This window comes from Thiothrix unzii (assembly GCF_017901175.1).
GTDB lineage: Bacteria > Pseudomonadota > Gammaproteobacteria > Thiotrichales > Thiotrichaceae > Thiothrix > Thiothrix unzii.
In genome coordinates, this window is sequence record NZ_CP072793.1 from 1,190,420 (window position 1) to 1,215,839 (window position 25,420).

General features: G+C 52.6%; 22 protein-coding genes and 1 pseudogene. 15 read left to right on the forward strand and 8 right to left on the reverse strand.

Annotation, left to right across the window (positions count from 1 at the left end; all coding sequences use genetic code 11):
- Positions 1–154 precede the first annotated feature (154 nt).
- Positions 155–790 (forward strand): recombinase family protein, encoded by a 636-nt coding sequence (locus tag J9260_RS06220; RefSeq protein WP_210220157.1) that lies wholly within the window; start codon positions 155–157, stop codon positions 788–790.
- A gap of 251 nt (positions 791–1,041) precedes the next feature.
- Positions 1,042–1,398: a CBS domain-containing protein gene (locus J9260_RS06225; protein ID WP_210220158.1), complete on the forward strand. Its 357-nt coding sequence runs from the start codon at positions 1,042–1,044 to the stop codon at positions 1,396–1,398.
- A 30-nt stretch (positions 1,399–1,428) separates the two neighbouring features.
- On the opposite strand, the pseudogene J9260_RS06230 reads toward J9260_RS06225, so the two are convergent.
- Positions 1,429–2,648, reverse strand: a pseudogene (locus tag J9260_RS06230) (IS256 family transposase).
- 122 nt (positions 2,649–2,770) lie between these two features.
- Between J9260_RS06230 and J9260_RS06235 the strand changes: the two are divergent.
- Positions 2,771–2,974, forward strand: coding sequence for a CBS domain-containing protein (locus tag J9260_RS06235; protein ID WP_210220159.1), 204 nt, complete (start codon positions 2,771–2,773; stop codon positions 2,972–2,974).
- On the opposite strand, the gene narL is transcribed toward J9260_RS06235, so the two are convergent.
- Positions 2,919–3,569, reverse strand: a complete 651-nt coding sequence (narL, locus tag J9260_RS06240) for a two-component system response regulator NarL (protein WP_210220160.1) — start codon at positions 3,567–3,569, stop codon at positions 2,919–2,921. The genes J9260_RS06235 and narL overlap by 56 nt on opposite strands.
- A complete protein-coding gene (locus J9260_RS06245; protein WP_246499368.1) occupies positions 3,559–5,436 on the reverse strand; it encodes a type IV pili methyl-accepting chemotaxis transducer N-terminal domain-containing protein in 1,878 nt (625 codons plus the stop codon). Before J9260_RS06245 ends, narL begins: the two co-directional genes overlap by 11 nt.
- Before the next feature lie 290 nt (positions 5,437–5,726).
- Between J9260_RS06245 and J9260_RS06250 the strand changes: the two genes are divergently transcribed.
- The 12 genes from J9260_RS06250 (at position 5,727) to ubiT (ending at position 20,540) form a co-directional block, all read left to right on the forward strand.
- On the forward strand, positions 5,727–6,983 hold the full coding sequence (locus J9260_RS06250) for an MFS transporter (protein WP_210220161.1): 1,257 nt from the start codon (positions 5,727–5,729) through the stop codon (positions 6,981–6,983).
- Between the two features lie 15 nt (positions 6,984–6,998).
- Positions 6,999–8,606, forward strand: coding sequence for an MFS transporter (locus J9260_RS06255; RefSeq protein ID WP_210220162.1), 1,608 nt, complete (start codon positions 6,999–7,001; stop codon positions 8,604–8,606).
- Between the two features lie 55 nt (positions 8,607–8,661).
- Positions 8,662–9,054, forward strand: coding sequence for a TusE/DsrC/DsvC family sulfur relay protein (locus J9260_RS06260; protein WP_207253015.1), 393 nt, complete (start codon positions 8,662–8,664; stop codon positions 9,052–9,054).
- A 3-nt stretch (positions 9,055–9,057) separates the two neighbouring features.
- Complete coding sequence (locus J9260_RS06265) at positions 9,058–12,816, forward strand: nitrate reductase subunit alpha (protein ID WP_210220163.1); 3,759 nt, start codon at positions 9,058–9,060, stop codon at positions 12,814–12,816.
- A gap of 10 nt (positions 12,817–12,826) precedes the next feature.
- A complete protein-coding gene (narH, locus tag J9260_RS06270) occupies positions 12,827–14,377 on the forward strand; it encodes a nitrate reductase subunit beta (RefSeq protein ID WP_210220164.1) in 1,551 nt (516 codons plus the stop codon).
- A gap of 10 nt (positions 14,378–14,387) precedes the next feature.
- On the forward strand, positions 14,388–14,897 hold the full coding sequence (narJ, locus tag J9260_RS06275) for a nitrate reductase molybdenum cofactor assembly chaperone (RefSeq protein WP_210220165.1): 510 nt from the start codon (positions 14,388–14,390) through the stop codon (positions 14,895–14,897).
- Between the two features lie 15 nt (positions 14,898–14,912).
- Entirely contained in the window at positions 14,913–15,605 is a 693-nt protein-coding gene (gene narI / locus J9260_RS06280) for a respiratory nitrate reductase subunit gamma (RefSeq protein WP_210220166.1), read from the forward strand.
- 202 nt (positions 15,606–15,807) lie between these two features.
- The gene (moeA, locus tag J9260_RS06285; protein WP_210220167.1) at positions 15,808–17,064 is read left to right on the forward strand and encodes a molybdopterin molybdotransferase MoeA; all 1,257 of its coding nucleotides are present in this window, start codon (positions 15,808–15,810) and stop codon (positions 17,062–17,064) included.
- Between the two features lie 7 nt (positions 17,065–17,071).
- The gene (gene moaA, locus J9260_RS06290; RefSeq protein WP_210220168.1) at positions 17,072–18,058 is read left to right on the forward strand and encodes a GTP 3',8-cyclase MoaA; all 987 of its coding nucleotides are present in this window, start codon (positions 17,072–17,074) and stop codon (positions 18,056–18,058) included.
- Positions 18,059–18,131: 73 nt separating this feature from the next.
- A complete protein-coding gene (ubiU, locus tag J9260_RS06295) occupies positions 18,132–19,142 on the forward strand; it encodes a ubiquinone anaerobic biosynthesis protein UbiU (RefSeq protein ID WP_210220169.1) in 1,011 nt (336 codons plus the stop codon).
- A 3-nt stretch (positions 19,143–19,145) separates the two neighbouring features.
- Positions 19,146–20,045 (forward strand): ubiquinone anaerobic biosynthesis protein UbiV, encoded by a 900-nt coding sequence (gene ubiV, locus J9260_RS06300; protein WP_210220170.1) that lies wholly within the window; start codon positions 19,146–19,148, stop codon positions 20,043–20,045.
- Positions 20,046–20,057: 12 nt separating this feature from the next.
- The gene (gene ubiT / locus J9260_RS06305) at positions 20,058–20,540 is read left to right on the forward strand and encodes a ubiquinone anaerobic biosynthesis accessory factor UbiT (RefSeq protein WP_210220171.1); all 483 of its coding nucleotides are present in this window, start codon (positions 20,058–20,060) and stop codon (positions 20,538–20,540) included.
- Between the two features lie 12 nt (positions 20,541–20,552).
- Here the strand turns inward: ubiT and bioB are convergent, their stop codons facing one another.
- The 5 genes from bioB to J9260_RS06330 form a co-directional block, all read right to left on the reverse strand.
- Entirely contained in the window at positions 20,553–21,518 is a 966-nt protein-coding gene (gene bioB / locus J9260_RS06310; RefSeq protein ID WP_210220172.1) for a biotin synthase BioB, read from the reverse strand.
- A 30-nt stretch (positions 21,519–21,548) separates the two neighbouring features.
- Positions 21,549–22,601 carry a 4-phosphoerythronate dehydrogenase gene (locus J9260_RS06315; protein ID WP_210220173.1) on the reverse strand — a complete coding sequence of 351 codons (1,053 nt, stop codon included), beginning with the start codon at positions 22,599–22,601 and terminating at the stop codon, positions 21,549–21,551.
- Positions 22,602–22,604: 3 nt separating this feature from the next.
- Positions 22,605–23,492, reverse strand: a complete 888-nt coding sequence (gene mnmL / locus J9260_RS06320) for a tRNA modification radical SAM protein MnmL/YtqA (protein WP_210220174.1) — start codon at positions 23,490–23,492, stop codon at positions 22,605–22,607.
- Positions 23,493–23,495: 3 nt separating this feature from the next.
- Positions 23,496–24,581 carry a 3-phosphoserine/phosphohydroxythreonine transaminase gene (gene serC, locus J9260_RS06325; protein ID WP_210220175.1) on the reverse strand — a complete coding sequence of 362 codons (1,086 nt, stop codon included), beginning with the start codon at positions 24,579–24,581 and terminating at the stop codon, positions 23,496–23,498.
- A gap of 72 nt (positions 24,582–24,653) precedes the next feature.
- The gene (locus tag J9260_RS06330; RefSeq protein ID WP_210220176.1) at positions 24,654–25,301 is read right to left on the reverse strand and encodes a GTP-binding protein; all 648 of its coding nucleotides are present in this window, start codon (positions 25,299–25,301) and stop codon (positions 24,654–24,656) included.
- Between the last annotated feature and the right edge of the window lie 119 nt (positions 25,302–25,420).

Genomic DNA, 25,420 nt, shown 5'->3' on the forward strand with positions numbered 1-25,420 from the left:
TCATAAATATATTAATATTTAAAGACAATTCATGGATGAAATAGGTTAAAATGAGTACACTCAAATGAGCCATGCAGTATTTGGGTGGCCAATAGAATAGATGTGCAACTTAAATTGACCACCTTGCTTTTAACCACCCAAATGAGCCAGCAGTATGAAAATTGCGCGTATCTATATGCGGGTAAGCACTGAGCAACAAGACCTTGCCCGACAGTCAGCGATTGTTGACGCTACCCGTGCCAGTGGTTGTTATGTTGCTGGCATTTATCGTGAGAAAGCATCTGGTGCACGCGCTGACCGACCAGAACTTCTGCGGATGATTTCTGACTTACAAGTTGGTGAAATTGTGGTCGCCGAAAAAATTGATCGTATCAGTCGACTCCCCCTTCCTGAAGCAGAACAGTTGGTTGCTTCTATACGGGCAACAGGAGCAAGACTTGCCGTACCGGGTGTCGTGGATTTGTCTGATCTGGTTGCCGAATCCCAAGGGGTAGCAAAGATTGTTTTGGAGTCAGTTCAAGACATGCTACTCAAACTGGCTCTACAAATGGCACGAGATGATTACGAAGATCGTAGAGAACGCCAACGGCAAGGCATTGAACTTGCCAAACTAACAGGCAAGTACACAGGGCGGAAACCAGATACCAATTTGCATGAGCGCATCATTGCCCTGCGCCAAGCTGGAAACAGTATTTCCCGAACATCTGAATTAGCGGGATGTAGCGAGAGCCAAGTCAAACGAATTTGGACAATGCACAAGGAAAACAAAGGGAAAGGGCAAAAGGATTAAAGGGCTGTTAAGGGCAATGGAAAGATAAGGGAATGGACTTATCCGAAAGGGCTAAATGTTAGAGCACGGATGAGCTGACGGCATTTCTTGCACACGATACTCGTTTCAATTTTTAGGAGTTTATTTTTCAAGCCAATAAAATACCACCTACGTGGTAGTTCGGTTACGTCCAAAGTGTAATTGTCCCACGGAATAATGATGGTTAGGCTAGGGTATCCGCAAGTCACGCGATAAATTACGAGGATACCGCCATGACGTTGGAAAAACAGGACTTTATTGCTGCTTTACAAAGCTACAGTGAAGAACCCAGTATATTGCCCGATGAACTATGGTCGATTTATCAATCTGCTGTGACTCATTCCGTTATCCGTGAAAAAGCGGCTTACCCGTTGTCAGCCTTAATGGCGCAACCTGCCATCACAATAAGTGCTGAGGCTTTCTTGATGGAAGCTTCGCGGTTAATGTTGGAAAAACGTATCAGCGGTTTGCCTGTAGTGGAAAATAAGATGCTGGTAGGCATTATTACTGAAGGTGATTTGATGGCAGGTTTTGGTGTGCCAGTGAGGGCTGCCCAAACTTCACGGATGAAAAAAGCCCTTGATTCGTGAGTCTGTCAAATAAACTGTGTAACACGTTTTTCATAGGGCGGAGAGCGGAACCCGCTCTTCACCGAACATAAGTAAAAAAGTCTGCAAAGCGGGTTTCCAGTGGTGAATGACCGACCACTTTTGCGAGGCTTCGCGTACCGCCAAATACAGGCTTTTGAGGGCTGAACTGTCATTGGGAAAGATGCGCCGGTTGCGGGTAAACTTGCGCAAACTCATGTTCAGGGATTCAATCGCATTGGTGGTGTAAATCACTTTGCGGATCTCCGGCTGGAACTGGAAAAACGGGATGACATTCGCCCAGTTACCGCGCCATAGACGCACGACTGCTTTGTATTTGTTACCCCATTCGGTGTCGAGGGCTTCCAGTTCGTGTTCGGCTTCTTCAGCAGTGCTGGACTGGTAAATGCGCTTGAGGGCAGCGACCACACCTTTGGTATCCTTGGCGGTGACGTAGCGCAAGCTGGCGCGAACCATGTGTACCATGCACAACTGGGTCAGCGTTTTGGGAAGACCGCGTTGACGGCTTCAGGCAAGCCGTTTAAGCCATCCATGCACGCCACGTAGATGTCTTGTACGCCCCGGTGGCGTAGTTCCGTCAAGACCGATAACCAGAACTTGGCACCTTCATTTTCTGCCAACCAGATGCCCAACACGTCCTTTTCACCGCGTAAGTTGACCGCCAATACCACATGGGCTGATTTATTGATGACCTGCTTATCTTGTTGAACTTTAACGACAATCCCATCGAGCCAGACAATCGGGTAGATATTATCCAGTGCTCGCGTCTGCCACGCTTTAGCTTCGCCCTGAACGGCTTCGGTTACTTCCGCGATCAGCGTATGCGAGATGTCCACCCCGTACAGGCGTTTGATCGTGTCTTCGATGTCGCGGGTGGTCATGCCTTTGGCGTACAGCGTCAGGATGTGTTCTTCCATCCCTGCTAACCGTATTTGGCGTTTTTGTATCAACTTCGGCTCAAAGCTGCCATCACGGTCACGCGGTGTCTCTACCTGCAACTCACCAAATTCGCCTTTGATGGTCTTGTTGCCTTTGCCGTTACGGGTATTGCTGCGCCGTTGCCCGGCTTCGCTACGCTCACCCTTGTCGTAGTTTAGGTGCACATCCAATTCGGCTTCCAAGCTGCGGTTGATCATCCGCTGCAAGAGCTGGCTGTAAAGGTTTTTGACATCAGCAGGCGTTTTGCAATCGCTGAGTAAGTCATCCATGAGTTTCGGGTCGAGGCGTTCCATGTTACTGCTCCTTCTTGGGATTCACGTTATATAGCAGTTACACAGTTCAGTTTACAGTCTCTGATTCGTGGTTACACCCACACCCGATCTCAACCAGTCCCTCGAGTACTGTAGGTGAAGTCATGATCCGTTCCGTGGTTAGTGCCGAACCTCAGCAAACCCTGAAAGAGGGGTTGGAGCTGATGCGCCGTTATCAAGTAACGCGCCTTGTGATTGTTGATGATCAACGGCAAGTCGTCGGGATAGTCACCCGTTCCGACATTTTGCGCTTCACTTCTGCTGATCCACAAACCACACTGTTGCCTCCACCCGCGACCGCAGGTTGAGTTTGCGCAGTAAATGCTTGACGTGAACTTTGACCGTACCTTCGGTAATGCCCAGTTCCCGCGCTACCAACTTATTGCTTTTACCCGCCGCGACGCGCTCCAGAATACGCTGTTCCTGTTCAGTCAAGCCTGCTTCTGAAGGCGTTTTGGGGTGAATCGCGTCGTGGCGCATCGCGTGTGCCAGCAAGTTGATCAAACGTTCGGTGAGGGTAATACGTCCCGCCGCCGCTTCCGCCAGCTTTTCCACCAAATCTTCAGGTTCCATTTCCTTGAGCAAATAGCCGTCTGCACCTGCGCGTAACGCTGCCACCAAATCACTCGCCTGATCGGAAACCGTGAGCATCACCACCCGTGCATCGCTGCCAGAGGCTTTGATGACTTTTAATACCTCAATGCCGCTCATGTCTTTCATGTTCAGGTCGAGCAAGATCATGTCGGGGGCAAGTTCCAACGCCATGTCGATGCCTTCCTGCCCGCAGGAGGCTTCGCCGACAATGATGAAATCAGGCACCATATTGACCAAATAGCGCACGCCTTTGCGAAACAGGGGGTGATCGTCCACGATCAGCAGGCTTTGCGGGGTTTCAAGCGGCATGGGCAATCCTTGTTTTGGGGGTGAAATCGAGTTGTACGCAAGTGCCACCACCAGCACGCGGCAGGTATTGCAGTATGCCATGCAGGGCGCGGGCGCGTTCGTCCATAATTGCCATGCCGTAATGGTGCAGGTTGGCGGTTTTTTGGATACCTGCGCCGTCATCTTCGATGCGCAATTGCAGGCTATTGTTATCGTCTTGACGCTGCAACGACACCCACGTTTGGCTGGCGTGCGCGTGTTTGAGGGTGTTGGATAAGGCTTCGCGCACGATTTGCAGCAGGTGAATTTCTTCGTTGGGGGTCAGGTTGAGGTTGCCTAAACTAACCTCCAGCGTAATTGGTAAGTTGCCGCGTTCGGCAAATTCGGTGGTGGTTTGTGCCAGTGCCATGCCTAAATCATCGTCTTCCATGCGCAAACGGAAGGTGGAGAGCAGTTCGCGCAATTGCTGGTAGGAACTATTGAGGCCCTCGCGCAATTCTTCCAGTGCAGCGGTAACTTCTGTGACATCCGCCGGATTTTTTACCGCCGTGCGCAAGCGGCTGACTTGGATTTTCATATAGGCCAGCGATTGTGCCAAGGAATCGTGCAATTCGCGGGCGATGACGGCGCGTTCTTCCAGTAGGGAAACGCGGCGGTGCTGTTCGCTGCGTTGTTCGGAGGCAATGGTGACACCGATGTGGCGCGATAATGCTTCCAGTAATTGCACTTGCCAGCGTTCGGCAGTGGTGTTGGCGGGGACATCGACAGCTAACATGCCGTAGCGTTTTTCGGCATCGGTGAGCGGCATCCGCAAGATTTGACGACCGTCGGGGAGCGTGTCCATGCGGGCGGCGTGCGGGTCGTGGCATTCGGCGCAACTGTTGGCGCGTTGGCACAGCGGGCTTTTGCCATCGCTGGAAGTAGTTGCGACGACATCGCCTTGTTGGTCATTGTCTTCTTTGAGGCAAATCGTGCCATTGCCTAAGCCCAACACCGCTTCAGCATCTTTCAACACGTTGTGGAAGACATCGCGGTCGGGGGCTATGCCGTGTAAGCGCGTGATGGAGCGGTACAGTAAATCCAGTGAACGATTGCTGCGGGTAAGTTCGGCGGTTTTTTGTTCGACCCGTGCTTCAAGGTCTTGGTAAAGTTTGGAGAGATCCTCTGCCATCAGGTCAAAAGCTCGTCCCAGTTGCCCGATTTCGTCTTCACCCGCAAGGTCGGTGCGTACCGCGAGATTGCCTTGGCGGATTTGGTCGGTTAGCCCCAATAGCCCTTTGAGCGGGGTGACAAAAATGTTGTTGACCAAGTAAATGGAGAGGATCACGGCGAGGATCGTGCCAATCACGGCAACACCCAAAATCACCCGCAACACCAAAATCTTGGCTTCGGTGGCTTCTTCAATCTGCTTGACCAGATCATTGATGTGCGCAACGAATTGGGGAATGGCATCGAGCAATGCGGCATCGGCGGAGGTGGTGGTGCTCGTGGTCAGTAAGGGAATCAGGTCGGGTTTGATGCGTTGCTGCCAGCCGCTTTCGACTTGCCGATACACTTGCTTGAGCGGGGTGGTTTCGTCGGTGGGCAATACGGAGAGGATCGAGTCCGCCGCTAAATCGGTTTCAAAGCGTTGGATGGCTTGTTGCAAGTCGCTGCGGTGCGTGGGGTTGGGGTCATGCAGGATGCGTTGGTAGAGGGATGCCATGCGCCAACTTTGCATCCGCAAACTTCCAGCGACGTTGATGGCTTCGCCGTTGCCTTGGGTGGTTTCCGCGACCATCCATGACGTGGACATGCCGACAATCGCCAGAACCGTGATGGCAGCGATCATCCCGCCCAGCCGTAGCAGCAAGGAATTTTGGAGTTTTTTCCACAGAATGCGGTTCACGCGGTGGGTTTCCTAGTGTTGTTATTGGATGCTGCACTTCGATTCTAGGTTAATATATTTAGGGGTGGGAGGTGTGAAAAATAAAGGCGTACCACTTTTGCGCTACTGCACTCTGCATTTGTTTGTGACTTCAATAAAATATTATTATAAAACAATGCATTAAATAATTACACCACTACCACTAAAGTGGTAATTAGTCTCTTTCCTCAGTCATTACCCCCACTGGAATTAGGATTTTATCGGCATAGAATCGCCTTGAAACCACTTATGGTTCCGTCACGAGGTGAATTATGGCAACGCAGCAATACAAGGCATGGTCGGTCGTCATCATGAGTACGCTGGCTTTTACCGTGTGCTTCATGATCTGGATGATGTTTGCCGTCATCGGGATTCCTATCAAAGCAACCTTGGGTTTGAACGAAACCCAGTTCGGGATTTTGATCGCAACACCGGTACTGACCGGCTCATTGATCCGTGTCCCGCTGGGGATGTGGACAGATAAATTCGGTGGGCGCATCGTATTCCTCATCCTGATGCTCTCCACGGTATTCCCGATTTGGATGATTTCGCAGGCAACCCAATTCTGGCATTTCCTCGTGACCGGCTTGTTTGTCGGGGTAGCGGGTGGTTCATTCACCGTCGGGATTGCTTATTGCGCCCGATGGTTCCCGAAAGAACGCCAAGGCTTGGCGATGGGGATTTTCGGCGCAGGCAATACCGGCGCGGCTGTCACCAAATTACTCGCACCCATCATTGTCGTTGGGTATGGCTGGACAATGGTTCCGCAAGTTTACGCGGTGCTGATGTTGGTTACGGCGATTGTGTTCTGGTTTTTCACCTTCAGTGAACCGGGTCACAAGGTCGGTAAATCCGTCACGGTACGCGAACAGCTCGCTGCGTTCAAAGACCCCAAAGTATGGCGTTACAGCCAATATTATTCCATCGTGTTTGGCGGCTATGTAGCGTTGGCACTGTGGATGACCAAATATTATGTCAGCGAATACGGTTTCGACCTGAAAACCGCCGCGTTCTTGGCAGCCGCGTTCAGTATCCCCGGCGGGGTGTTGCGGGCGGTCGGTGGTTACTTCTCCGACAAACTCGGCGCACACACCATGACTTGGTGGGTATTGTGGGTTTCGTTGGTGTGTTTGTTCTTCCTGTCTTACCCGCAAAGTGACATTACGATTCAAACCCTGAATGGGGCAAAAACCTTTCACATGGGTCTAACCCCGACCGTCTTCACCATCATCCTATTCACCCTTGGCGTAGTCTTCGCTGTCGGTAAAGCCTCGGTTTTCAAGTACATATCCGACGATTACCCCGACAACATTGGCGTGGTATCCGGCGTGGTGGGCTTGGCGGGTGGTTTGGGTGGTTTCCTGATGCCGATTATGTTTGGCGCATTGGTGGATCTCACCGGCATTCGCTCTTCCGCCTTCATGCTGATGTTCGGGGTGGTGTGGGTGTCGCTGATGTGGATGTATTTCACCGAAGTTCGCCCGGTTCATGCCGATTTACACGAAAAATCCCTCACCACAAACCTTTAATGCGAGGAATACCTGATGACTGATATTAAAAATTGGGACGTGGAAGACACCACGTTCTGGGAAAGCACCGGCAAGAAGATTGCCAACCGCAATTTGTGGATTTCGATCCCCAGCCTGCTGATGGGTTTCGCCATCTGGCTGATGTGGGGGATTATCACCGTACAGATGTCCAATCTGGGCTTTCCGTTTAAAGACGAAGAGTTGTTTACCTTGACGGCAATTGCCGGTTTGGCAGGCGCGACCCTGCGGATTCCGGCTTCTTTCTTTATCCGCTTGGCAGGTGGGCGCAATACCATTTTCCTGACCACCGCACTGCTGATGATTCCGGCTATCGGCACAGGGTTTGCGCTGCAAAACAAGGAAACTCCACTGCTGACTTTCCAGATTCTGGCATTTTTGTCCGGGATTGGTGGCGGTAACTTTGCGTGTTCCATGTCCAATATCAGCACGTTTTTCCCCAAGCGTTTGCAAGGTACGGCACTGGGTTTGAACGCGGGTTTGGGTAACTTTGGTGTGACTACCATGCAAATCCTGATTCCGCTGGTGATGACGATGGGCGTGTTTGGCGCATTGGGTGGCGATTCCATGCCTTTGATGAAAGATTCCGGCTGGATTCTTGGCAAAATTTTGGCAGGCACAGAAACGTGGGTGCAAAACGCGGGCTTTGTATGGCTGGTATTCCTGATTCCGCTGGCGTTCTTCGGCTTCTTTGGCATGAATAACCTGTTACCGATTTCTCCGGCAATTGGCGGCACGCTTGCGGCGTTCGTGAAAATTTTGTGGCTGTATGGCTTGGCATTTTTGACCACTGCGGTTGGCTTGTATTTGTACCTGCCTGCGCCCACGGGTTTGGGTTTGCTGAATATGTGGATAGCACTGCCGCTGATCATTGTGGCAACGCTGGGCATTATGAAATTAGCGGCTTTCGGTGAGATGAAAGCCAATATCAGCAAGCAATTTGCCATTTTCAACAATAAGCATACTTGGTCAATGACCGTGCTGTACCTGCTGACCTTCGGTTCGTTCATCGGTTTTTCAATGGCATTGCCACTGGCGATCAAGGTCATTTTCGGTAATACCCATGTGTTTGATGCGGCGACCCAAGCTTGGGTACATGCAAAAAACCCTAACGCTATTTCGGTGTTCACTTACGCATGGATAGGCCCTTTCGTGGGTGCGTTGATTCGTCCGGTTGGTGGCTGGATTTCTGACAAAGTGGGCGGCTCTATCGTTACGCAAGTGATTTCATTGGTGATGGTGGGCGCGTCGGCGTATGCCGGTTACATCATGATGCAGGCTTATCAATCGGCTACCCCCGAAATTTACTTCCAGCCGTTTTTGTGGACATTCGTGTTGCTGTTTGCTGCCACCGGTTTGGGCAATGGCTCGACCTTCCGCACGGTTGGGGTGATTTTTGACCGTTTGCAAGCAGGCCCTGTGTTGGGGTGGACTTCAGCAGTAGCGGCTTACGGTTCGTTCATTGCACCGGTGGTGATCGGGGCGCAAGTGAAAGCGGGTACGCCGGAAAACGCGATGTACGGCTTTGCGATTTTCTACGCGCTGTGCCTGATTTTGAACTGGTGGTTCTACCTACGTAGCAGCAGCGAGATTAAGAACCCTTAAGAAACCCCTCACCCCAACCCCTCAAGGGGCGAGGGGCTAAGACAAGGAAATAGCTATGGCAATTCAACAATACGACGACAATCTGCAAACCAACCCTTACGCGATTTATACCTTGGCGTTGGAAGTAGACGGCAAAACCATCCTCACCGATCAGGAAGGTTACATCCAGAACATGGATGACTGGAGCGAAGGTTTCGTGGAAGCCCTCGCCGAACGTGAAGGCTTGGTGTTGACCGATGAGCATTGGGAAATCATTGAGTTCCTGCGCAACTACCATCAGGAACACGGCGTGCAAGCCCCTGTGCGTGACATGCTCAAGCACTTCAAGCAAGCATGGGGCGAAGAGTTCGCCACCAACCATTATTTACACGAAATATTCCCTAAAGGCGGCCCGCAAAAGCAGGGCAATCGCTTAGCAGGAATCCGTAGAACCAAAGGGGAGCATTGATCCATGAGCCATTTTCTAGACCGCTTAATGTATTTCACCCGCCCGAAGGAAAGCTTCTCTAACGGTCACGGGGTTATGACCATTGAAGACCGCAAATGGGAAGATTCTTATCGCCACCGCTGGCAGCATGACAAGGTGGTACGTTCCACCCACGGCGTAAACTGCACGGGTGGCTGTTCATGGAAGATTTTCGTCAAGAACGGCTTGGTTGCATTTGAAATGCAGCAAACCGATTACCCGCGTACCCGCGAAGACCTGCCTAACCATGAACCGCGTGGTTGCCAGCGCGGGGCTTCGTTTTCGTGGTACCTGTATAGCCCGCACCGTATCAAATACCCGCTGATCCGGGGTCGTTTGCTCGACTTGTATCGCGCCGAACGCAGCAGCGGCAAAGATCCGGTGGATGCATGGGCAGCGATCCAAGCCGATGAAAACAAACGCCAAAAGTATGTGGCGGTGCGCGGTTTGGGCGGTTTCGTGCGGGCAACATGGGAAGAAGTAACGGAAATCACTGCTGCTGCCAACATCCACACCATCAAGAAATGGGGGCCAGACCGTATTTACGGTTTCTCCCCGATTCCAGCGATGTCGATGATTTCCTACGCCGCAGGTTCACGGTACTTGTCCCTCATTGGCGGGGCTTGCGGTTCTTTTTATGACTGGTACTGCGACTTGCCAGCCGCTTCCCCTCAGACATGGGGCGAGCAGACTGACGTACCGGAATCAGCCGACTGGTACAACTCTACCTACATCATTATTGCTGGTGCAAACCTGCCGATGACCCGTACCCCGGATGCGCATTTTGCTTTCGAGGTGCGTTACAAGGGTGCGAAAGTGGTATCAATGGCACCGGACTACGCCGAATACGTCAAAGCCGCCGATTTATGGATGCCAGTACGTCAAGGCACGGATGCCGCCGCGTTTCTGGCAATGGGTCACGTCGCGCTGAAAGAGTTCTACATCAACAGTCAAGACCCCTACTTCCAAGAATACGCCCGCACTTACACCGACCTGCCGATGCAGGTGATGCTGCGCTCACACGAAAACGGTACGTTTGTATCTGACCGTTTGCTCCGCGCTTCTGACTTTGACGGCGCGTTGGGTGAAACCAATAACCCGGACTGGAAAACCATTGTTTTTGACGAAATGAGCAAGGCATTTGTTGCCCCGAACGGTTCTATCGGTTTCCGTTGGGGTGAGGATGGCAAATGGAACTTACTGCCCAAGAATGCCGCTGACCAGAGCGATATTCAAGCCGAACTGACTTGCGTCGGACACCAAGACGAAGTGGTTTCCGTTGGCTTCCCGCATTTCAACCATGACGAACCTGACCTGCTGTTCCGCAATGTACCCGTGCGCAAAGTGACGCTGGCGAATGGTGAAACCGCGCTGGTGGCTTCGGTATTCGACCTGCAAATTGCCCAATACGGCATTGACCGTGGCTTAGGCGGTGGCAATGTTGCCAAAGATTACAGCGATGCCAGCGTGGCTTATACCCCGGCATGGGCAGCCAAAGTCACGGGCGTGAAAGCGGCGGACATTGAGCGCACCGGGCGCGAGTTTGCCTACAATGCTTCCAAGACCAAGGGCAAGTCGATGGTCATCATGGGCGCGGCAATCAACCACTGGTATCACAACGACCTCGCTTACCGTTCCATTATGAACCTGCTGCACATGTGCGGTTGCGTAGGGCAATCTGGCGGCGGCTGGGCGCATTATGTCGGGCAGGAAAAACTGCGTCCGCAAGCGGGCTGGGCACCGATTGCCTTCGCGCTTGACTGGCAGCGTCCGCCGCGCCACATGAACTCCACCTCGTACTGGTATTTCCACACCGACCAGTGGCGTTACGAAACCCTCGACGCTGACACGCTGTTGACACCTGCCGGGAAAGCCAAGAACAAGGGCTACTCGCTGGCAGATTACAACGTGGCTGCTTCGCGCATGGGCTGGTTGCCAACCGCGCCGCACTGGAATGCCAACCCGCTGGAGTTGGTGGCTGAGGCTGAAAAAGCCGGGGCAACCGATGAAGCCAGCATCAGCAAACACATTGTTGGCAAGCTGCAAGACGGCTCGTTGGATGTGGCATTCGCCGACGTGGATAACCCGGTCAACTGGCCGCGCAACCTGTTCGTATGGCGTGCCAACCTGATTGGGACTTCTGCCAAAGGTCACGAATACTTCCTCAAACACCTGCTGGGTGCGCAAAACGGCGTGCTGCAAGAAGGCGGTTCCGGGCGTGCCAACAAGGAAGTGAAGTGGCACGAAGATGCGCCCATCGGCAAGCTCGACTTGATGGTGGACATCAACTTCCGCCTCAATTCCACTGGCGCGTATTCCGACATTATCCTGCCAACGGCGACGTGGTATGAGAAAAACGACCTCAACACCACCGATATGCACCCCTTCATCCACCCATTGGCAGAAGCGGTATCACCGGGGTGGGAATCCAAGTCTGACTGGCAAATTTTCAAGTCGATTGCCAAGACTTTCTCGCCACTGGCAGAAAAGCACTTGGGTACACGCAAGGACGTGGTAGCCCTGCCGATGCAGCACGATTCACCGATGGAACTGGCGCAACCGTTTGGGCAGGTAGTTGACTGGAAGCGTGACGGCGTTGCCCCGATTCCGGGTAAAACCATGCCGATCTTGAAAGTGGTCGAGCGTAATTTCGGTGACACCTACAAAAAGTACATCGCCCTAGGGCCGTTGATGATCAAACTCGGCAACAACATCAAGGGTGTGGACTGGAACACTGAAGCTGAATACGAAGAGCTGAAGAAGTGCAACTACACGGTGAAAGAACCGGGCGTTTCCTTCGGGATGCCGTCGCTGGAAGAAGACATCAGCGTGTGTGATTCGGTGATGCGCATGGCTCCTGAAACCAATGGCGAAGTGGCGCACAAGGCATGGTCAGCGATGTCGAAAAAGACCGGCATTGACCATCACCACCTGTACGCCGGACGGCACGAGGACAAGATCACCTTCCGCGACATCCAAGCCCAGCCGCGCAAGATCATTACCGCGCCTACCTGGTCGGGGATTGAGTCTGAAACCGTGTCGTATACCGCCGGTTACACCAATATCCACGAACACATCCCGTTCCGCACCCTGACCGGACGGGCGCATTTCTACCAAGACCACGAGTGGATGCTGGATTTCGGTGAAGGTTTCTGTACCTACAAGCCGATGGTGGATTTGGGTGAGCTTAAAGGTTTGCCTGCTGCTGTCCTCAACAAGCCGCACCTGAGCCTGAACTGGATTACCCCGCACTCCAAATGGGGCATCCATTCCAGCTATCAGGACAATTTGCGGATGCTGACGCTGTTCCGGGGCGGGCCTTACGTGTGGGTGGCGGAAGACGATGCCAAAACCATTGGGCTGGAAGACAACGACTGGGTGGAAGCGGTCAACCACAACGGTGCAACCGTGGCACGGGTGATTGTGTCGCAGCGTATCCCTCGCGGGATGGCGATGATGTACCACGCACAGGAGAAGAATATCAACGTACCGGGTTCGCCTTCCACTGGGAAGCGCGGCGGTATTTTGAACTCCGTGACCCGCGTACTGGTCAAGCCGACCAATATGATCGGCGGTTATGCGCAGTTGGCGTACAGCTTCAACTATTACGGCACGGTCGGTTGCCAACGCGACACGATGGTGGCTTTGCACAAGATCGCAGACAAGGACGTGGACTGGCTGGAACGTCCGCTCACCCCTGCCCGCGAAGCGCAACGCAACCCCAACGGCATCGGCCCCAAGTAAGGAGATTTACATGAAAGTCAGAGCACAATTCGCATTCGTCTTCAACTTGGACAAGTGCATCGGTTGCCATACCTGTTCCGTCACCTGCAAGAACGTGTGGACGAACCGTAAGGGCGTGGAATATGCGTGGTTCAACAACGTCGAATCCAAACCGGGTATCGGCTACCCCAAAAACTGGGCAGACCAGAACCAGTGGAAAGGCGGCTGGGAACTCAAAGGCGGCAAGCTGGAGCTGAAATCAGGCGACCGCAAGTCCAAACTGCTGAACATTTTCGCCAACCCGGATATGCCGGAAATTGACGATTACTACGAGCCGTTCACCTACAACTACGCACATTTGCAGAATGCACCGTTGCTGGAAGCCACCCCAACTGCCCGCCCACAATCGCAGATTACGGGTGAGACGATGGAAAAAATCCACTGGGGGCCAAACTGGGAAGATGACCTTGCAGGCGAATACTCCAAGCGTAGCAAGGACGTGGACATGGATGGCATCCAGAAGGAGATGTACAGCCAGTTCGAGAACACCTTCCATATGTATCTGCCGCGTATCTGCAACCATTGCCTGAACCCGGCGTGTGTGGCGGCTTGCCCATCCGGTTCGATCTACAAGCGTGAGGAAGACGGCATTGTACTGGTGGATCAGGACAAATGCCGGGGCTGGCGGATGTGTATTTCCTCCTGCCCGTACAAGAAGGTGTTCTACAACTGGGAATCCGGCAAGGCAGAAAAGTGCATCGGTTGCTACCCACGGGTGGAATCCGGGATGCCAACCGTGTGTTCCGAGTCCTGCGTTGGGCGTATCCGTTACAACGGCATTATGCTGTATGACGCGGACAAGATCGAAACGCTGGCAAGCACCCAGAACGAGCAGGACTTGTACGAAGCCCAGTGCAACATCTTTCTCGACCCCAACGACCCTAAGGTGATCGAAGCCGCACGCGCTGAAGGCATTAACGAAGACTGGATCATCGCCGCGCAAAAATCACCGATCTACAAGATGGCGATTGACTGGAAGATTGCGTTCCCGATGCACCCGGAATTCCGCACCCTGCCGATGGTGTGGTATGTGCCACCGCTTTCCCCAGTACAGTCGCAGATCGACCAAGGTAACCTCCCCGTCGGCCCCGATGGTGCAATCCCGTTGGCAGGCACGATGCGTACCCCGATCCAGTACCTTGCCAACCTGCTGACCGCAGGCAAAACCGCGCCAGTGGAAAGTGCCCTGAACCGCCTGATTGCAATGCGCAGTTACCAGCGTTCGGTGCATGTGGAAGGCATTGCTGATACCCGCGCACTGGATGCGGCGGGCATCACCGAAGACCAAGCCAAGGAAATGTACCGTTACCTGGCGATTGCCAACTATGAAGACCGTTTCGTCATCCCCACCGGGCATGAGGAAGTGCGGCTGGAAGACTTCTACGCCTTCCAAGGGCAGAACGGTTTCACCTTCGGCAACGACTCTTCCGCAGGCATTTCCAAAACCTCCTTGTTCCCTGAACGGCGCAAGGAAACGGTGGAAGTCTGCGTTATCCAACCCTTGTCCAAGTTGAAGCCATAGGAGGTACACCATGTTTTACCGTTTACTCGCAAGGTTGTTGGATTACCCAACGGCTGAATTGCAGAGTGCTTTACCCGAAATCTGGGCGCAACTGGAAAAACTACCGGAAGGGGAACGCAAGGTGGTGGGCAACTTTCTTGCCCATTTGCACTGGGAGGATATGACCGAATGGCAAGCATTATACGTGCGTACTTTTGACATGGTTCCTGATAATGCCTTGCATCTGAGCCATCACCTGTTTGGGGATGACAAAAACCGGGGGCCTGCACTGATCGACTTGAGTGAGTTCTACAAAGAATACGGTCTGGAACTGGCAGCCAATGAGCTGCCGGATTACCTGCCGTTGATGCTGGAATTCAGCAGCCAGTTGGAGCAGGACGAAGCCAAGATGTTCCTGAGTCAATGGGTCAAAGTGCTGGGCCAGCTTGCCCTGAATCTGGAGAAAGTGGAAAGCCCTTATGCACCGCTAATCCGCCTGATTGAACAACGCAGCCAGCTTGTTACTGCAAAAGCGGCATGAAGGGAGGAATGACCCATGTTTGATTTACATACATTTTTATACGGGGTATTCCCCTATATCGCCACCATCGTGTTCCTGTTGGGAAGCTGGATACGTTTCGACCATGAGCAATATACTTGGAAAAGTGACTCGAGTCAGTTACTGTCCAAACAGAATATGCGGCTGATGAGCAATTTGTTCCACGTCGGTATTTTGGGGATTTTCTTCGGGCATGTCGCAGGGATGGTTCTGCCACATGGCTTGTGGGTAGGGTTGGGTATTTCGGATCTTGCGCACCAGTGGATTGCGATCTTGGCAGGCTTGGCATTCGGTGGTGCAGTGGTTGCCGGTGGCGCAATGCTGTGGCAGCGGCGGATGTTCAATAAGCGGGTACGCGCCGCGAGCCGCTGGATGGACATCAATATCTTGGGTTGGTTGGTAATTACTGCCTGCTTTGGGTTGCTGACTGTGCCGTTTTCCATCGGTCATGCGGTGAAAGGTGATGTTAGCACCATGTTGGTATTGGGTGAGTGGATTCGTAGTATCTTGATCCTGCAACCTGAGCCGGAACTGATCCGCAATGTGGACACCGTTTACAAGGTTCATGTGTTCTTCGGGATGTCGGTGTTTCTGTTCTTCCCGTTCACCCGTTTGGTTCATGTATGGAGCGCACCTGTGCCGTACTTGTTCCGTGCTTATCAAGTGGTGCGTACTAAACGCCGCCTGTAGTTTTCAAGAAGAAAAGTTTGGTTAGACCCTCCGAAACTGACTGGATGTAAGCCACCAGTCAGGGGTTGCGGGCGGTAGCAATACCGCCCGTTTTTAATAATTCTATTTTTCGTGGTTAACCCTCCGAACCGACCAGCAAATGTAGTCACTGGTCGTGGGTGTTGGCGATAGCAATATCGCCCATTTTTTCAAGGAGAAAACAATGCCTGAATTGAATGTCAATCCACAATCATTCGACAAAAAACAACTGATGCTCAGTGTTGAGGAAGCTCAGGCTCGTATCTTGGAAGCCATATTGCCCATTACCACGAAGGAGCGCGTTGGTTTACGGCAAGGATTGGGGCGTATTCTGGCAGATCCGTTACTGGCACGGATGGACGTTCCCTCTCACCGCAATTCCGCGATGGATGGTTATGCATTTCGACACATTGATACAGATATTCACAAGGCATTTTATGTAGCGGGTGTTTCAATGGCTGGGCATCCTTTCCACGACTCACTGGATATTGGTCAATGTATACGCATCATGACAGGAGCAGTGGTTCCTGCCGATGCCGATACGGTAGTGATGCAGGAGCATGTATCACGAGAAGGGGACATCATGACCCTGCAACGAATTCCCATTCCGGGGGCTAATGTCCGTCATCCCGGTGAGGATTTGTGTACTGGGGATGCAGTTTTACTTGCTGGACGAAAATTGAATGCTGCTGACCTTGGGGTACTGGCCTCGCAAGGCATTGGCGAAGTGGATGTGTTACGCCGTCCACGTGTGGCCTTTTTTTCCACTGGCGATGAACTCAAGGGTATCGGTGAAGTCCTGCAACCGGGTGATGTGTATGACAGCAACCGTTATACCCTATTCGGGATGCTGAACAAGCTGGATGTAGACATCCTCGATCTGGGGGTTATCCCTGATCAGCAAGAAGCGGTAGAACACGCTTTTGCTCAGGCAAGCCAACTTGCTGATGTGGTGATTACCAGCGGTGGTGTCTCTGTAGGGGATGCCGATTATGTGACGGATACCTTGCGTAAGACTGGCACGGTGGATTTCTGGAAAATTGCCGTCAAACCCGGCAAGCCACTGGCGTTCGGTAAGCTCAATGACCGCTGCCTGTTCTTTGGTTTACCCGGTAATCCAGTATCAGTGATGGCGACTTTCCTGTTATTTACTCGTGCCGCCATTCTGAAGCTGCGAGGGGAAACGATGATCGAACTTCCTGAATACTCAGCTATTTGTGATACACCTTTGCAGAAAGCACCGGGGAGAAAGGACTACCAGCGGGGTGTTTGCCATTTGGATGTACGAGGGCAATGGCACGTTCGCAGTACGGGGATGCAAGGTTCACACATCCTAAGCTCCATGAGTACCGCAAACTGTTTTATTGCTCTGCCTTTGCTGGCAGGCGACGTAAACGCGGGTGAGATAGTCAATATCATTCCGTTCCATGAACTACTCTGAGGTTAATATGGACAAAGGACTCGTTGACCCTTTTGGACGCACTATCAGTTATTTAAGGGTATCCGTAACTGATCGTTGCGATTTGCGTTGCTTCTATTGTATGCCAGAGGCATTTAACAGCTACGAGATTCCTGATAATTGGCTAACATTCAATGAAATTGAAAGAGTTGTAAGTGCTTTTTCAGCCCTAGGCGTGAGTCGGTTGCGTTTAACGGGCGGTGAACCGTTGGTGCGCAAGGGCTTGCCCGAACTGGCAACGCGGCTGGCAGCATTACCCGGTATTACCGATTTATCCTTAAGCACCAATGCTAACCGACTAGTGCATGACGCACTGGTGCTCAAGCAGGCAGGCATTTCCCGTCTCAATGTCAGTCTCGATAGCCTGCAACCTAAACGCTTTCAACTCATTACCAAAGGCAAGTTGGATAAAGTCATGGCAGGCTTGATGGCAGCCAAAGCCGCTGGGTTTGCCCCCATCAAAATCAATATGGTGGTGATGCAGGGCATCAACGACGACGAAGTGCTGGATATGGTGGAATTCTGTCTGGAACACCGCTTCACCCTACGTTTTATTGAAACCATGCCGATGGGTGAAACGGGGCGCAATGCCCGCGATTCGTATTACCTGAGCCTGCAAACGGTTAAGGCACGGTTGGCGGAACACTACAATTTGTTGCCGTCGATCATGGAGGGCGGTGGCCCGGCACAGTATTACACCATCGGTGATACGGGGTTGAAGATTGGATTTATTACGCCAATTTCGCAGCATTTTTGTGCTACCTGTAACCGTGTGCGGCTGGGTGTGGATGGCACGTTGTATTTGTGTTTGGGGCAGGAACATAGCGTGGCATTGCGTCCGTTATTGCGGGCGGGGATTAGCGATGTGGCGTTGCAAGGAGTGATCCGCAAGGCGTTGTGGCTGAAGCCGCTGGAGCATAACTTCAACCAAACGCAAACGCAGGTGTTGCGGTTTATGTCGATGACTGGCGGATAGTTTGACTTGAATCAATATATTTCCTGCGTTATCAGTGTATGAAGTGATGCCATTAACCACAGCGAAAATACCCATGCCCAAACCACTACTCGAACTCATTTGCCCCGCTGGCAGCTTGCCTGCTCTCAAGGCAGCAGTAGACCACGGTGCAGACGGCGTTTACCTCGGTCTGAAAGACAATACTAACGCCCGCAATTTCAGCGGGCTGAATTTTGATGCCAAAGCACTGACGGAAGGTATCCGCTACGCTCATGCCAAAAACCGCAAAGTACTGATGGCACTCAACACCTTTCCGCAGCCTGCCACGCTCAAACGCTGGCAACAAGCGGTGGATACCGCTGCCAGCGCGGGCTTGGATGCAATTATTCTTGCCGACCCCGGTCTGATGGCGTATGCGCAAAAGCACCACCCGCAATTACGCCTACACCTTTCCGTGCAAGGCTCGGCAACCAATTACGAAGCCATCAATTTCTACCACGAACATTTCGGTATCCAACGTGCCGTCGTACCGCGTGTGTTATCGCTGCAACAAGTGGAAAACGTGGTAAGGCACACCCCAGTGGAAATCGAGCTGTTCGGCTTCGGCGGCTTGTGTGTGATGGTGGAAGGGCGGTGTTTGTTATCGTCTTATGCGTGCGGTGATTCACCCAATACCTTTGGGGCGTGTTCCCCCGGTCATGCGGTACGCTGGCAACAAACCCCGCAAGGCATGGAGACCCGCCTCAATGGAGTGCTGATTGACCGTTACACCGACCACGAAAAAGCAGGCTACCCCACGCTGTGTAAAGGTCGTTTTGAAGTGCAAGGCGAAACCTATTACGCGCTAGAAGAGCCGACCAGCCTGAATACGCTGGAAATGTTGCCCGATATGCACCGCCTCGGCATTGCCGCCATCAAAATCGAAGGTCGCCAGCGCAGCCCCGCCTATGTTGCCCAAGTCACCCAAGTGTGGCGTGCCGCAATTGATGCAGTGAAGCGCAACCCGCAAGGCTTTAAAGCACAACCCGCGTGGTTGGCACAACTCGACAAGGTTTCCGAGGGCAGTATGCACACCCTCGGTGCTTATTACCGCCCGTGGAAATGACCTATGACAATTGCTATCAAACTCACACTGGGTTCTTTGCTGTATTATTGGCCGCGTCAGACGGTGCTATCTTTCTACCAACAGGTAGAAAATTGGGCGGTGGACACGGTGTATTTGGGCGAAACTGTGTGCTCCCGCCGCCACGAATTGCGCCTTGATGATTGGTTGGGGATTGCGGAACGGCTGAACAGTGCGGGCAAGGAAGTGGTGCTTGCTACCCAGACCTTGATCGAATCCGAATCCGACCTCAAGGCATTGCGTAAGATCGTGGATAATGGCCCTTTTCGCGTGGAAGCCAACGAATTTGGAGCAGTACGACTACTGTTTGAAGAGGGAATGCCGTTTGTGGCAGGTTCTGCCTTAAACGTTTACAATCCCGACACCTTGGCATTGCTGGCAAGTTGGGGGGCAGTGCGTTGGATACCTCCCGTCGAAATGCCACGCACCATGCTGGCTGCCATGCCCGTTCCGGCGACGATGGAAACGGAAGTGTTTGCTTATGGGCGTTTGCCATTGGCTTTCTCATCGCGTTGCTTTACCGCCCGCCATTACAACTTGCAGAAAGATGCTTGCCAATTCCGCTGTATCGACCACCCGGACGGCTTGGCCATGAATACCCGCGAAGGTGAAGGTTTCCTCGCTATCAATGGTACGCAAACCCAATCGGGCAAAGTGCATTCACTCGTCCACCATTTGGGCGAATTGGTGGGAACACCCGTTACCGCCTTGCGCCTGTCACCACAGCGACAGGGTATGGCAGAGGTGGTGGCAACTTTCCGTGCCGCGCTGGATGGTGAGTTACCCGCTGCGCAAGCCGCAACACAGTTGGCAACGTATTTGCCTGCCCCCGCTTGCGACGGGTATTGGTTGGGAACGGCGGGTTTAAATCCCGTCACTGTTTAAAGGAAAATAATGATGACACTAACACCTCCCGCAACACTGGTAAAGTTGCTGACGCGCTTGCCTGCCTACCCCGCTTCGCTGGCTTTCGTCAGTGCTTTCAACCTGACGGTGTGGAAAAGCTTGCAAGAGCTGGAGTGGGATGCGCTGCAAGGGCGGCGTTTTTGCGTCCATATCCGTGACCTTGGTATCAGGCTTGGGTTTGCGGTGGGGCGTTCTGGCTTGCAGGCACACGCGGCGGAAGAGGCGGATGTGACATTTACTGCCACGCTGATGGATTTCATCCGTTTAGCGATGCGGCTGGAAGATCCGGATACGCTGTTTTTCAACCGCCGCTTGCTGATTGAGGGCGATACCGATCTGGGCTTGCGCACCAAGAATATGCTGGATGGGGTGGAGTTTGATACCCTGCTGGCAAGTTTCCCACGCACCATCGGCAAAGTCATCCAACGAGTGCGGAAACAGGCATTGCAAGTGACACCCGCTCATGCCCCTTGAACTAGTTTAAGCTCATCCAGCCAAGTATTCAGTAGCATATATGCCGAGTCCCAAACGTGCAAACAGTTGTTGGTCTTGGTCAGTCGAGGGATTGTCTGTGGTCAGCAACTTGTCACCATAAAAAATTGAGTTTGCCCCGGCGAAGAAGCACCATGCCTGCATTTCGTCACTCATCTGCTTACGCCCTGCGGATAGGCGTACCCAAGATTTGGGCATCAGGATTCGTGCTACGGCTACTGTACGCACAAATTCGAGAGGATCAATGCCGAGGGCATTGGTCAGTGGCGTGCCTTCCATCGCCACCAAATTGTTGATGGGTACAGATTCTGGATGCTCCGCAAGATTGGCTAGTTGTAGCAGCAGGTGGGCACGATCCTGTCGGTTTTCCCCCATTCCTACAATCCCGCCTGAACAAACCTTAATACCTACGGAGCGTACATTCTCTAGGGTGTTCAGTCGTTCTTGATAAGTGTGGGTGGTGACAACTTGAGCATAGAACTCCGGTGAAGTATCAAGATTATGGTTGTAGTAATCCAGTCCAGCCTGTTTCAGGTGTTGCGCCTGTTCCCTCGTCAACATTCCCAATGTCATACAGGTTTCCATTCCAAGTGCCTTGACAGCCTGTATCATGACGAGAATTTTTCCGAGATGTTTGTCTGCCGGGTTGCGCCATGCAGCCCCCATACAGAATCGTGTTGCACCTTGTGCCTTGGCGGTGCTGGCCGCCGCTGTCACTGCATCCAGCGGCAGCAGGTGATGATGTTGCACGGGGCTATCGTGTCGGGCACTTTGTGAACAGTAACCACAATCTTCCGAACAGCCACCAGTCTTGATGCTTAGTAAGGTGCTGGTTTGTATCCGGTTTGTCGGGAAATTGTCCCGGTGTGTTTTGTGTGCCTGAAAAAGTAGGTCATTGAATGGCATTGCCAATAATGTTTCAACTTCTTCGATTTGCCAATCATGGCGTAATCTATGCATGGTATCTCTCACCTTATCTATTTTTAACATTCAGGATAAACCACTGAATTCCCGTCGTACTGGATAGGTTTTGCGTAACTGGTCGAAATGGAGGGATACATCCAGTTCCTTGTTGTACAGCAACGCATTCATGCGTCGGTCATCTTCACGAATATTGTAAGCATGGAGGATGTCCCGGCGTTTATCTTCTGTGTCTGTATTGGGTAATGGTTCGGTCGGGGGCAACGGCGACTGCCAACACGGTTGCACCTGTAAAAACTCACAGCAGGCACGATACACCATCTCCGTGCCGCGCACTCTTCCATCAAGGCTGTAACCCGCAATATGCGGTGTACCCAGCAAGGTATGTTGGAGCATGGTCAGGTTGATGGCGGGTTCGTTTTCCCATGTATCCAGCACCACATCCAAATCAACACGGGTTTGTAAGCGTTTCAGTAAGGTGCTTTCGTCCACCACCCCGCCACGCGCGGTGTTCAGCAATAACGTGCCGGGGCGCAAGCGGTTAATCCTTGCCGCATCCAGCAGCCGAAACGTCGGGTATTCGCCAACGCGAGTAAAAGGGACGTGCAGCGTGACAATATCGCAGGCAAGAGCCGCTTCCAGTGAATGCAAACCGCTGTAGCCTTGCGCTTGCAGGGGTGGGTCATTCGCCACACAACACAGCCCTTGGGCTTCACACAATTGCCTGACCCGTGAGCCGACGTTGCCATGCCCGATAATGCCGATGCTGCGCCCCTGCAACGGTTTGTCCCGCAGCAATGACCAATGGCTGACGGCAGCCAGCACGTATTCCGCCGCCGATACCGCATTGCAACCGGGCGCACGCGCAAAGCCGATACCCTGTTTGCGCAGGTAATCGAGGTCAATGTGGTCAAAACCCGCCGTGGCGGTGGCGACGAAACGCACCGACGTACCTGCCAGCAGTTGCGCATTCACCTTGGTGACAGAACGTACCACCAATATATCCGTGTCCTGCAAATCGGCATTGCACATAACACGCCCTGCCACCAGCCGGGTTTGCCCCAGTGTATTAAAGGCTTCAGCAGCGTAAGGAATGTTTTCATCAAGGGTAATCGTCAGCACGGTTTAAGCTCCCAATTGTTCGGCAATCTTGTTCAGTACCAGCCACTTTTTGCCGCACCATTGCGGCGCAAGGAGGATGTCGGGTGAGGCGGTAGCAGTCACACGGTGAAAAGTAACATCCGGTGGTGTTTTACGAATCAGGGTGACGGCAAGTTCCACGTATTCATCCAGTGTCAGCGGTTGGTATTCATTGCGCCGCCATTCATTCGCCAGTTGCGTGCCTTTGACGACGTGTAGCGGGTGTAATTTTAAGCCTTCCACGCCCAAATCCAGCACCCGTTGCAGCGTTACGCGGCTGTGAGAAGCACCTTCACCGGGTAATCCCGCAATCAAGTGGGTACATACCGGCAACTGGCGAGCATGGGCGCGTTGCACTGCATCCGCATAGGCGGCGAAACCATGCCCCCTGTTGACCCGGCGTAAGGTACGATCGAAGCTGGATTGTAGTCCCAGTTCCAGCCATACCTCATAGCCTTGGTCGCGGTAACTGGCGAGTAAATCCAGCACAGCATTGGGGACACAATCCGGGCGCGTGCCAATACTCAAACCGATGACATCCGGTTCTGCGAGTGCTTGGTCATAGAGCGGTTTCAGCACTTCCAGCGTGGCATAGGTGTTGGTGTATGCCTGAAAATAAGCGAGGAATTTTTTCGCCCCGGTACGTTTTGCCAATACCGCCCGCCCTGCGGCAATTTGCTCGGCGATGGTAGGCGGGTGCCTGCCTTGTGGGTTGAAGGAGGCATTATTGCAAAAGGTGCAACCGCCGCGCCCGATACTGCCATCACGGTTGGGGCAGGTGAAGCTGGCATTGAGGGCGAGTTTATGTACCCGCTCGCCGTGGCGGTGTAGCAGGTATTGCCCGAAAGTGTTGAGGTGTTTGGCAAGGTTCATGGGTTAGCCATACCGTTGCATGAAATCTTGCATAAAATCTACCAACGCCTCTACGCCTGCTTCAGGCATGGCGTTGTAGATACTGGCACGCATTCCACCCAGAAAACGGTGTCCTTGCAGGTTCGCAAGTCCTGATTCCAAAGCTTCCGCTAAAAACAGGTTTTCATGCTGCTTATCCGCCAGCATGAATGGCACATTCATCCGGGAACGGTACGGTGGTTCAACTGGGTTTTGATAGAAACCGTGGGATGCGTCAATGGTTGCATATAACTTCTGGGCTTTACGCGCATTAGTCGCCGCGAGGCTTGTCACCCCACCTTGCTGCTTAATCCATTGGAAAACCAGACCGGATAAATACCACGCATAGGTGGGTGGGGTGTTATACATGGATTGGTGATCAGCCAGTATTTGGTAATCGTACAAGCTTGGCGTGCCACTGGCACTGTTACCGAGTAGATCATCACGGACAATAACCACGACCAAACCGGCTGGGCCGATGTTTTTCTGTGCGCCAGCATAAATCAGCCCGAACTGACTGACATTGACTGGGCACGACAAGATGCTGGAAGACATATCCGCCACCAGTGGTACATCACCCGTTTCTGGCACAAAGGGGAACTCAACGCCCCTGATCGTTTCGTTCGGGGTGTAGTGAAGGTAGGCAGCGTGGGGGTTACAGTTCCAGCTAGTGAATGCCGGTATATGGGTGTAGCTACTGGCTTTCGTGGAAGTGACTACCTTGACGTTGCAGTATTTGTTCGCTTCATGGATGGCTTTGGATGACCAATCCCCCGTTTCAACATAATCAGCAGTGCGTTTGCCACGCAATAAATTCATTGGAATCATGGCAAATTGGCTGCTGGCGCCACCTTGCAAAAACAGCACCTTATAATTCGGTGGGATACCCATAATGTCACGCAAGTCCGCTTCTGCTTGGGCGGCGATGGACATAAATTCCGTTCCCCGATGGCTCATTTCTATGACAGACATTCCCGTGCCTTGCCAATTCAGCATTTCACGTTGCGCTTGTTCGAGGATGGGTTGCGGCAACATGGCGGGGCCAGCACTAAAATTAAATACGTGGTTCACATTGACTCAATTCTGAGGAGTTAAACAATTACAGGTGACGATTACTTGAATTCATGGGGTGCGTGGCAAGCTTCATTCTAGATAAACCATATTCCACAGTCTTTTCCGCCATGTTTTGTCGGGTGGTGAAGGATCAGGTTGTGTAGCGGCTGGGGTAATAAGAGCTTGCGTAGCCGTTTCTGTTACCAATGGTTGGGCGGGCAAGTCAACAGGCTGGGGTGGCGATGGCTGGCGACAAGATTGTAGCACTTGAATGAGCAGGTCAAGGATGTCCGCTTGGTTACGGGCATCAATCGGAACCAGCTCCACCCTTATGGGCAGGTTTTCCTGTGCCCACTGTCGGTAACGTTCTAAAGGTTCTGTGCGAGTATGATCGCAGTGGGTTATGCCTACCACCACCTGCTGACTTGCCAACAGATGGGAAAATTTGGCGGTATGGCGTTTCAGGTCGCGGAAGGGGTTGTTACGGCGATTATCCAGCATCACAAGCAAGCCATTGGCACTTTGGATCAAAATATCCCCGATAGGGTCAAAAGAGCCTTCCCCGGAAATACCGTACAAATGAGCCTGTTCTGTGGGGCTTAGATTGGCAACACCATAATCTACAGACATACCACCCAACATCGTGGATGAAGCCTTGCCATCATCACTGACAGACTGCACTGCCGTCGTTTTTCCCGCACCATCAGGCCCGGTAATAATGACGTTATATCGTTTCACTTTGTATCCTGCCTCCCTGCATTTGTATGCGAACCTAGTGTAGCTTCCTTTACATTCACCGCCTTGACTTAAGTCAAGGTTGATTGCTTGAATTCTACATATAGTGCTTTTCACAAATT